The 8,638-nt window shown below is 67.9% G+C and carries 9 protein-coding genes and 1 pseudogene; 6 read left to right on the top strand and 4 right to left on the bottom strand.

Annotation, left to right across the window (positions count from 1 at the left end; genetic code table 11):
* The 4 genes and pseudogenes from aspA to AC1DGD_RS17945 all read left to right on the top strand — a co-directional run.
* A pseudogene (gene aspA / locus AC1DGD_RS17960) lies at window positions 1-159 on the top strand (aspartate ammonia-lyase); the annotation flags it as partial.
* A gap of 27 nt (window positions 160-186) precedes the next feature.
* Window positions 187-1,770, top strand: a complete 1,584-nt coding sequence (locus tag AC1DGD_RS17955) for an amino acid permease (RefSeq protein WP_476857715.1) — start codon at window positions 187-189, stop codon at window positions 1,768-1,770.
* Between the two features lie 121 nt (window positions 1,771-1,891).
* Window positions 1,892-3,208: an ATP-binding protein gene (locus AC1DGD_RS17950; protein WP_230008091.1), complete on the top strand. Its 1,317-nt coding sequence runs from the start codon at window positions 1,892-1,894 to the stop codon at window positions 3,206-3,208.
* A gap of 107 nt (window positions 3,209-3,315) precedes the next feature.
* Window positions 3,316-3,939, top strand: coding sequence for a transmembrane-type terpene cyclase (locus AC1DGD_RS17945; RefSeq protein ID WP_476857714.1), 624 nt, complete (start codon window positions 3,316-3,318; stop codon window positions 3,937-3,939).
* Here AC1DGD_RS17945 and AC1DGD_RS17940 read toward each other — a convergent pair.
* From AC1DGD_RS17940 to gluQRS, 3 genes are read right to left on the bottom strand one after another with little or no spacing between them, the layout of a single operon-like run.
* Window positions 3,929-4,930, bottom strand: a complete 1,002-nt coding sequence (locus AC1DGD_RS17940) for an NADP-dependent oxidoreductase (RefSeq protein ID WP_230008093.1) — start codon at window positions 4,928-4,930, stop codon at window positions 3,929-3,931. The genes AC1DGD_RS17945 and AC1DGD_RS17940 overlap by 11 nt on opposite strands.
* Before the next feature lie 2 nt (window positions 4,931-4,932).
* Window positions 4,933-5,631 carry an HD domain-containing protein gene (locus tag AC1DGD_RS17935; RefSeq protein ID WP_476851451.1) on the bottom strand — a complete coding sequence of 233 codons (699 nt, stop codon included), beginning with the start codon at window positions 5,629-5,631 and terminating at the stop codon, window positions 4,933-4,935.
* A gap of 9 nt (window positions 5,632-5,640) precedes the next feature.
* A complete protein-coding gene (gene gluQRS / locus AC1DGD_RS17930; RefSeq protein ID WP_476857713.1) occupies window positions 5,641-6,588 on the bottom strand; it encodes a tRNA glutamyl-Q(34) synthetase GluQRS in 948 nt (315 codons plus the stop codon).
* A 333-nt stretch (window positions 6,589-6,921) separates the two neighbouring features.
* On the opposite strand from gluQRS, the gene AC1DGD_RS17925 reads away from it, so the two are divergent.
* On the top strand, window positions 6,922-7,380 hold the full coding sequence (locus AC1DGD_RS17925) for an Lrp/AsnC family transcriptional regulator (protein ID WP_176803545.1): 459 nt from the start codon (window positions 6,922-6,924) through the stop codon (window positions 7,378-7,380).
* Window positions 7,381-7,394: 14 nt separating this feature from the next.
* Here the strand turns inward: AC1DGD_RS17925 and AC1DGD_RS17920 are convergent, their stop codons facing one another.
* Complete coding sequence (locus tag AC1DGD_RS17920) at window positions 7,395-7,850, bottom strand: Lrp/AsnC family transcriptional regulator (protein WP_079555658.1); 456 nt, start codon at window positions 7,848-7,850, stop codon at window positions 7,395-7,397.
* A 117-nt stretch (window positions 7,851-7,967) separates the two neighbouring features.
* On the opposite strand from AC1DGD_RS17920, the gene AC1DGD_RS17915 reads away from it, so the two are divergent.
* The gene (locus AC1DGD_RS17915) at window positions 7,968-8,630 is read left to right on the top strand and encodes a LysE family translocator (RefSeq protein ID WP_476851449.1); all 663 of its coding nucleotides are present in this window, start codon (window positions 7,968-7,970) and stop codon (window positions 8,628-8,630) included.
* The last annotated feature ends 8 nt before the right edge of the window (window positions 8,631-8,638 follow it).

Raw genomic sequence — 8,638 nt, 5'->3', positions numbered from 1 at the left:
AACCCGCAACTGGGCTACGCCACAGCCACGGCCATCGCCCAGGAAGCCCTCGCCACCGGCAAGGGCGTCGCGGAACTAGTCCTCGAACACGGCCTGCTCACCGACGAGCAGCTCACCGAACTCCTCAGCCCGCACCGCCTGGCCAACCTGAGCAAGTAGCGCCCCTCCGAACCCCGAAGGACCCCCATGACTTCTCCTGACACTGCCCGCGCCCAAAAACTGCCCGCTCAACAGCAGACCCAGCCACAATCCGCCGTCACCGACCACACCATTCCGGCGCATGCCCACGCCTCGGGGGCTGCGCTCCACGCCGAGGACCAGGGCTACCACAAAGGCCTGAAACCCCGGCAGGTCCAGATGATCGCGATCGGCGGCGCCATCGGCACCGGCCTGTTCATGGGCGCCGGCGGCCGGCTCGCCACCGCCGGTCCGGCCCTGATCATCAGCTATGCCGTCTGCGGGTTCTTCGCCTTCATGATCCTGCGCGCGCTCGGCGAACTCGTGATGCACCGGCCCTCGTCCGGCTCGTTCGTGTCCTACGCCCGCGAATTCTTCGGCGAGAAGGCCGCGTTCGTCACCGGCTGGCTGTACTGGCTGAACTGGGCCATGACCGCGATCGTGGACATCACCGCCGTCGCGCTGTACATGAACTTCTTCAAGAAATACTGGGCGCCCATCGCGGACGTGCCGCAGTGGACCTGGGCGCTGGCGGCCCTGATCCTGGTCCTGGGCCTGAACCTGATCAGCGTCAAGGTGTTCGGTGAGCTGGAATTCTGGTTCGCGCTCATCAAGGTCGTGGCGCTCGTGTCCTTCCTGCTCGTCGGCATCTACTTCGTCATCTTCGGCACGCCCGTGGCCGGGCAGGAGGTCGGCTTCAGCCTCATCGCTGACAACGGCGGCATGTTCCCCAATGGCCTGCTGCCGGCCATCGTGGTGATGCAGGGCGTCGTGTTCGCCTACGCCTCGATCGAACTGATCGGCACCGCCGCCGGCGAGACCGAAAACCCCGAAAAGATCATGCCGCGGGCCATCAACACGGTGATCGTGCGCATCGCTGTGTTTTACGTCGGCTCGCTCGTGCTGCTCTCCCTGCTGCTGCCCTACAGCTCCTACAAGGCCGGCGAAAGCCCCTTCGTGACATTCTTCGGCTCCATCGGGGTCGACGGCGTGGACGCCATCATGAACCTCGTGGTCCTTACCGCGGCGCTGTCCTCGCTCAACGCAGGCCTTTACTCCACCGGCCGGATCATGCGCTCGATGTCCATTTCCGGTTCCGCGCCGAAATTCGCCGGCCGGATGAATAAGTCCGGTGTCCCCTACGGCGGCATCGCCCTCACTGCCGCAGTGGCTGTCCTGGGCGTGATCCTGAACGCCGTGGTCCCGGCCGAGGCCTTCGAGATCGTCCTGAACGTCGCATCGCTCGGCATCATCAGCACCTGGGCCATGATCGTCCTGTGCCAGATGCAGCTCGCCCGGCTCGCAGCCCGCGGAGAACTGCTCCGGCCCGCGTTCCGTATGCCGGGCGCACCCGTCACGGGCTGGATCACCCTGGCCTTCCTCCTGGCGGTGCTGGTCCTCATGGCCTTCGACTCGCCAGTCGGAACGTGGACCATCGCCTCCCTCGCGGTCATCATCCCGTTGCTGATGCTCGGCTGGCGCCTCTGCCGGCACCGCATCCTGGAGATCGCCGCCGTCCGCGACGGGTTCACCGGCCCGTATCCGCTCGTGGCCAACCGACCCGTGCGTGGGACCGGCGGGGATTCGGAGTAACATCCCGGCAGTCCGGGTCCGCGTAACGCAACGTCCCCGCAACCTCTCCTGCACGTGGTTCGCATATGCTCAGCGGACAGACTCAACATGGCTCAGCGACGAACCACCCGGGAGACAGCTCATGACCAATTGGCGGATCAGGGATTTCCATTCGGCCGATCTTGACGGGATCCTGCACCTCTGGGAATCCCTCAAGGCCACCAACGTCGAGCCGGTCTACGCCCTCTCCGAGGTGCTCGCCTCCTGCGAAAAGGACCACGCCGTCGTCGCGGTGCAGGGCGAGCAGGTGGTGGGCGCCGCCGTCGGACGCGCCGCCCACGACCAGGGCTGGATCGTATTCCTGGCCACCCTGCCCGATTACCGGGGCCGCGGCATCGGCACCTCGCTGCTGGCCTCAGTCGAGAACCGGATGGCCCCGCACGGGCTCAACAAGCTCTCGGCCCTGATGCCCGAATCCGAAACCCGGGTGGAGGCCTTCCTGAGCCGCGGCTTCGCCCTGAAGAAGAACCTGCGCTACTTCGAGCGGAAAATCCCGGTCCAGCGCCAGGAACTCGAGCCGCTCAGCCAGCTCGGCGGCCGGATCCTGGCCCGCGACCTCTGGGAAAACGTGGCGGGCATGCGCAACGAGAAGGAGCTGCTGGAACGCCGGCTGGTCCTTCCCCTCGCCGAGGCCGACCTCGCCGACGAATACGGGGTGGTGCCGCCCCGGGCGGTGGTCCTCTTCGGCCCGCCCGGTACGGGCAAGACGACCTTCGCCAAGGCCATCGCCTCCAGGCTGGAGTGGCCGTTCGTGGAGGTCTTCCCCTCCCGGCTGGCCTCAGACCCCAAGGGGCTGGCCGGGGCGCTGCGCGAGACCTTCCTGGAGATCGCCGAACTCGAGCACGCGGTCGTGTTCATCGATGAGGTGGAGGAGATCGCCTCCCAGCGCTCCGGCGAACCGCCGTCGCCCCTGCAGGGCGTCACCAACGAACTGCTCAAGATCATCCCGGCCTTCCGCGAACAGCCCGGCCGGCTGCTGGTCTGCGCCACCAACTTCATCCGCGCCCTGGACTCCGCATTCCTGCGCCACGGCCGCTTCGACTACGTCATCCCGATCGGTCTGCCGGACCGCCAGGCCCGCGAGGCCATGTGGCAGCGCTTCATCCCTGCCACCGTGGTGGACGACGTCGACGTCGAGCTGCTGGTGGACCGCACCGAGGGGTTCTCCCCCGCGGACATTGAGTACGCGGCCCGCAGCGCCTCCCAGCGGGCGCTGGAAAAGGCGGTGTACGACGACGGCGGCGCGGCGTCCGGCGGCAGCGCCTCAGTCCGCGAAGCCGTCCGGAAGGGTCCGGCCACCCAGGACTACCTCGACGCGATCGCCGACACCCGGACCACGGTCAGCGCCGAAGTGCACCAGCAGTTCCTGGAGGACATCGACGACCTAGGCCGGGTGTAGGGGAAGCAACGCGGGGTCAGTTGCGGCCCATGTTGGGGCTCTGCATGGGCGCCAAGTGACCCCGCGTTGCAGTCATTGCCGAGCCGTCATTGCCTAGTGGAGGCAGCGTGATCCTGTTTCTCACAATTGTGAGCGGCCTGGCCTGGACCGTGGTCTACGTCGATGCCATCCGGATCGGCTTCAGGGACCGGAGCTACGCGATCCCGGCCGCCGCGCTGGCCCTGAATTTCGCCTGGGAGGCCATCTACGCCATGCGCTCCATCGCGACGGGAATCACCGCCCAGGGGGTCTTCAATGTCGCGTGGGGACTGGCCGACGTCGTGATTGTGTACACCTTCCTGAAGTTCGGCCGCTCCGAGCTGCCGGGCTGGGTGACGCGGCGGCTGTTCATCGGCTGGGCGCTCCTGCTGGGCGTCACGTCCTTCGCGGTCCAGCTGCTGTTCGTCGTCCAGTTTGGCTGGGACGACGCGGCCCGCTACGCGGCGTTCCTGCAGAACCTGCTGATGTCCGGGTTGTTCATCGCCATGTTCGCCGCCCGGGGCGGCACCCGCGGCCAGACCCTGCTGATCGCCGTGGCCAAGTGGGTCGGCACCCTCGCGCCCACGATTGCGCTGGGCTGGTACGGCAACTCGCCCCTGATCCTGGGCGTGGGGGCGCTCTGCAGCGTTTTTGACCTGGTGTACATCGGCCTGCTGTGGCGGGCCCGGCAACCGGGAGCCGCTAGAGGGTGACGACGATCTTGCCCTTGGCGTGGCCCTGTTCGAGCGCGGCGAAGGCTCCCCCAATGTCCGCGAACGGGTAGGTGCGGTCCATGACCGGCTGCACGTGGCCGGCGTCGACGAGGGCCGCCAGGGTGCGCAAATCATCCCCGCTGGGGTGCATGAACAGGTAACGGTAGCTGGCCTTCGCCTTCCGGGCGCGGCGGCGGATGCCCATGCTCATCAGCCAGAACGCGGCCGTGATCATCGGCGGCGAGCCCAGGTCTTTCGTCGCGGTGAGCGGCTCGGGAACGCCGGCGATGGATACCACCCTGCCGCCGGACTTAAGAATGCGGAAGGAATCCCTGAGGGTCACGCCACCGACCAGGTCCAGGACCGCATCGAAATCATGCAGTACCGCGGAGAAGTCCTCCCGGTTGTAGTCGATGACGGCGTCCGCCCCCAGCCGGCGCACCAGCGCCTCGCCGCGGGCCGATGCCGTGGTGGTGACCTGGGCGCCGAGATACTTGGCGAGCTGGATGGCGAGTGTTCCCACCCCGCCGGCGCCGCCGGAGATGAAGAGCCGGGTGCCACGGCCCACGGCAAGTTCATCGCGGAGGGCCTGCAACGCCGTGAGCCCGGCCAGCGGCAGTCCTGCGGCCTCGGCGAATCCGAGCGACGCCGGCATGGCGGCCACCAATTCCTGCTGCACGCACACCAGCTCGGCGAAGGCTCCAAGCCTGGCCTTGTCCACCCGGGCGTAGACGCGGTCGCCGATGGAAAAGCGGTTGGGCCCGGGTCCGATTGCTTCCACCGTCCCGGCGAGTTCGCAGCCGGCAACGATCGGCAGGCGGACATGGCTGATGGGCCGGAGCGCGCCCCCGCGGAACTTGAAGTCCACCGGGTTCAGCCCGGCCGCGGCAACCTTGATCCGGACGTCACCCGGGCCGGGCTGGGGAACCGGAACATCCCGGAGTTCCATGGCGTCCGGGCCGCCGTAGCGTGTGAGGACGTAGGCGCGCATGCTCAGTCCCGTGCGGACCCGGTGTCGCCGGCCGGAGCATCGCCCGGCGCAGCTTCCGCGTCTGCTGCAGCGGCCATTGCCGGGGCGTCTGCTGCTGCCGTATCTGCTGCCGGGGCGTCATAAGAGAGGAACTCGTAGTCCGTGTCGTCCGCCTCGTCGAGCATGTCGTCGAGTTCGTTCAACAGCCAGGGATTGATCCGGGCCAGGATTTTCCGGGTTTCCTCGACGGGAACGGCGGCGTAGAGCACCGGGCGGGCATCATCGTAGCGGGTGACCGGGGGCTTGTCCGGCCACTTCTCGGCCAGCGCCTTGACCCGTTCGGGCAGCGAATTGTGCGCGTTGTCGGCAATCTTCACAAGCGTGGCGTCGTGGTCCTCGGCGATGTACCGGATGCCGGCCTGGTAGTCGTCCGGATTCTCATGCAGGCGCTTAGTGACCCGCTCGATGATGTCCGCGGCACGCTCGGAGACCCCCATGTCCAGCAGTGCCTGCCGCGTCATCGGGGTGTCCTCCGCGATGTCGTGAAGGTACCCGGCGATCCGGATGTCGTCGTCGAAGTCCGCCAGGGCGTCCCCGACGGCGAGCACATGTTCCCGGTACGGCCGCTTGAGCTTATCCTTCTGGCGGTTGTGGGCCACCTCGGCCAGGACCTTGGCTGTCTCGACGGTGAAGCGGGGCTGAGGGTGTGCAGGCTCGGTCATGAATCCAGCCTACGCGCCGCGGCTGTCCGTCCCTGCCCGGAGGCCGGTTCCCGGATGCGCCCCCTTGTGCGCTCCCGGCACCCCGGGCCACACCCAGGGCTCGCGGGGCAGGGCCGTCGGGTCGAAGGCGGCGAGGACATCGTCGAGGCGGCCCGGCGGGAGGCCAAGGGAGTCCAGCAAAGTGTCCCGGACCTGGTCCGCGCCCACCCCGGCCAACGCCAGGTCGGCGAGCGTTACGGCGCCGTCACGCTTGGCCAGCCGGGCGCCGTCGGCGTTCAGTACCAGCGGCACATGCGCATAATCCGGAACAGGCATATTGAGCAGCGACGCCAAATATGCCTGCCGAGGCGTGGACGGCAGCAGGTCATCGCCGCGGACCACCTGGTCGATGCCCTGCGCGGCGTCGTCCACCACCACGGCCAGGTTGTAGGCGGTCACGCCGTCGTTGCGACGGAGCACGAAGTCGTCGACCACCCCGGTGTAACTGCCGTGGAGCACGTCCCGCACCGTCACCTCGGCCACGGTGGAGCGGAGCCGGACAGCCGGCGGCCGGGCGGCCCGCTTGGCCTCGCGCTCGGCGCCGCTGAGGTTCCGGCACGTTCCCGGGTAGGCGCCCAGCGGAGCGTGCGGTGCCGAGGGGGCCTCCTGGATTTCGCGGCGGGTACAGAAGCACTCATAGGTCAGGCCGGCCGACGTCAGCTCCGCGATCGCCCCGTCATACAGGTGCTCACGCTCCGTCTGGCGCACGACGCCGCCGTCCCAGTTCACGCCGATCGCCGCCAGGTCGCGGAGTTGTTCGGCCTCGGCGCCGGCCCGGGCACGGTCCAGGTCCTCCACCCGCAGCAGGAACCGCCGCCCCGTGGACCGGGCGAACAGCCACGCCAGGATGGCCGTCCGGAGGTTGCCGACATGCAGTTCGCCGGAGGGACTGGGGGCGAAGCGGCCAGCTGAGGTCATGGGATAAGCCTATGCGGAGCAGCACAAGAGCCCCTCAGCTACCGATGACTTCGGGAAATCCGGCGTCGGTGGCTCAGGGGCTCTTGCCGCGAGTGCGTTGTGCGGAATGACGATGCGTGAACCAGAGTCAGTCAGCGGCTGGTTCCTTGCGGGAGCCTCGTCCGGGGTCCGGGTGGTGTGCCGGGATGTCCGTAGCCTTCGGGATCGTGGCGGTGGCCTCGTCCCCTTGTTGTCACCATTTGAGCAGAAGCCCTACAGTTGGTGCAACGGACCGGCCCCAGAGTAGTCAATCTGATCAATCACAGCCCGGACCCAGAACAGGAAGTGGTCATTTTGCAGGAGCTTGACGCGACGGACCGGCGGATCCTCGCCGCGCTGGACGAAGATCCCCGCGTGCCGGTCATGGTGCTGGCGCAGAAGCTGGGCCTGGCCCGCGGCACCGTCCAGTCCCGCCTGGAACGGATGTCGGCGTCGGGCGCGCTCCGGCCGAACAGCAGCCGGGTACTGCCGTCCGCCCTGGGCCGCGGCGTGGCGGCCGCGGTCAGCGCGGAACTGGACCAGAGCCACCTCAACGAGGCAATCGCCGCCCTGCGCAACATCCCGGAAGTGCTCGAATGCCACGCCCCGGCCGGCGACACCGATCTCCTGATCCGGGTGGTGGCCAAGAGCCCGGACGATCTCTACCGCGTGTCAGAGGAAATCCGGCTGTGTCCCGGAATCGTCCGGACCTCAACGAGTATGTTCCTGCGCGAGGTCATTCCCTACCGGACCACGGGACTGCTCGGCGCCTGAGCAGGCGGCCGCGTCTAGACCGGCGGCCCGGCGTTGGCCTTCAGGTTCTTCATGACCAGCGTTGACGTCAGTCGCTCGACGCCGGGCAGCGAGGTCAGTTCACTGTCGTAGAAACGCTGGTAGGAGGGCAGGTCCTCCGCAATGACCTTGAGCAGGTAGTCCGGCGACCCGAAGAGCCGCTGGGCCTCGACGATGTTGGGATTGCCGGCCACCCGGCTCTCGAAGATCTCCATGGTGGAACGGTCCACCTGGCGCAGGGTCACGAACACGATCGCCTCGAAACCGAGCCCCACCGCGGCCGGATCAATATCCGCCCGGTAGCCCCGGATGATCCCGGCGGCCTCCAGATCCCGCAGCCGGCGGTGGCACGGGGCCACGGTCAACCCCACCTTGGCTGCCAAGGCCGTGGCAGTCATCCGGCCGTCCGATTTGAGGTAACGCAAAATACTTCTGTCAATGGCGTCAATCACGCAATTATCTTACCCAATAGCGGTGATTCTTCAGTAAATAAGCGAGCACTTCCCGGCCGAATTTGCCTAGAGTTTTTCTTGTACCCGCAACGGGGTGCCGCATTCCTGGAGCCCGCCATGAACCCCCAGCTTTTCCTCGCCTTCCTGGTTGTCGCCGTCGCCCTGGCATGCACCCCCGGCGTCGACTGGGCCTATTCGATCGCGGCCGGGCTCCGGCAGCGCAGCTTCGCGCCCGCCGTCGCCGGTCTTTGCGGGGGCTACGCCCTCCACACGGCGTTGCTTGTGCTGGGCCTGGCGGCACTGCTCGCCGGGATGCCCGGCGTGCTGGGCTGGCTGACCGCGGCGGGCGCCCTCTACCTGCTGTGGCTGGGCTTCAGCACCCTGCGGTCCTGGCGCGGGGCCAGCTTCAGCACCGGCACCGCTGCTCCCGGTGCCGCCACACCCGCGAGCCAGTTCCGGGTCTTCCTCCAGGGCATGGGCATCAGCGGGATCAACCCCAAGGGCCTGCTGTTCTTCGTGGCCCTGGTGCCGCAGTTCGTCAGCCCTGACGCCGCGTGGCCGGTTCCGGTCCAGTCGGGTCTGCTCGGGCTGACCTTCATCCTGCTCGTGGGCGTCATCTACAGCTGTGTGGCACTCCTGGCGCGGAAACTGCTGCAGGCCAGGCCGGGCGCAGCGCGCCAAGTGACGCTGGCCAGCGGGATCATCATGCTGGCCCTGGGCGCCTTGCTGCTCGCCGAGCAGATCGTGCCCGCCCTCAGCGCAGCCATGACGCACGAGTGAGGGCGCGA

It is taken from the genome of Arthrobacter sp. 05T45, from assembly GCF_056395875.1.
Note: the sequence above shows the minus strand (reverse complement) of the source record. Positions and strands in the feature narration are given on the sequence as shown.